At 61.1% G+C, this 203-nt stretch carries 1 protein-coding gene; it reads left to right on the forward strand.

Features of this window, described 5'->3' with window-relative positions; translation table 11 throughout:
* Positions 1 to 203: integrase core domain-containing protein (locus tag IRT45_RS36555; RefSeq protein WP_194810303.1), on the forward strand; the 203-nt coding region annotated here is incomplete at both ends.

Here is a 203-nt window from a genome sequence, read left to right on the forward strand (position 1 = left end):
CTAGCCGAATCGATCATCGGCCTGTTCAAGACCGAGGTGGTCAATCGGCACGGCCCGTTCAAGACCCTTACCGAGGTCGAATTCGCTCTCATGGAATGGGCCGACTGGTACAACAACGCCCGCCTCCACTCCCGGCTGGACTACCTGACCCCGGCCGAATACGAAGCCGCGTACTACTCTCAACAATCGCCACGCCGACCGGC

The sequence above is a fragment of the Nocardia sp. BSTN01 genome (assembly GCF_015354405.1).
Classification (GTDB): domain Bacteria; phylum Actinomycetota; class Actinomycetes; order Mycobacteriales; family Mycobacteriaceae; genus Nocardia.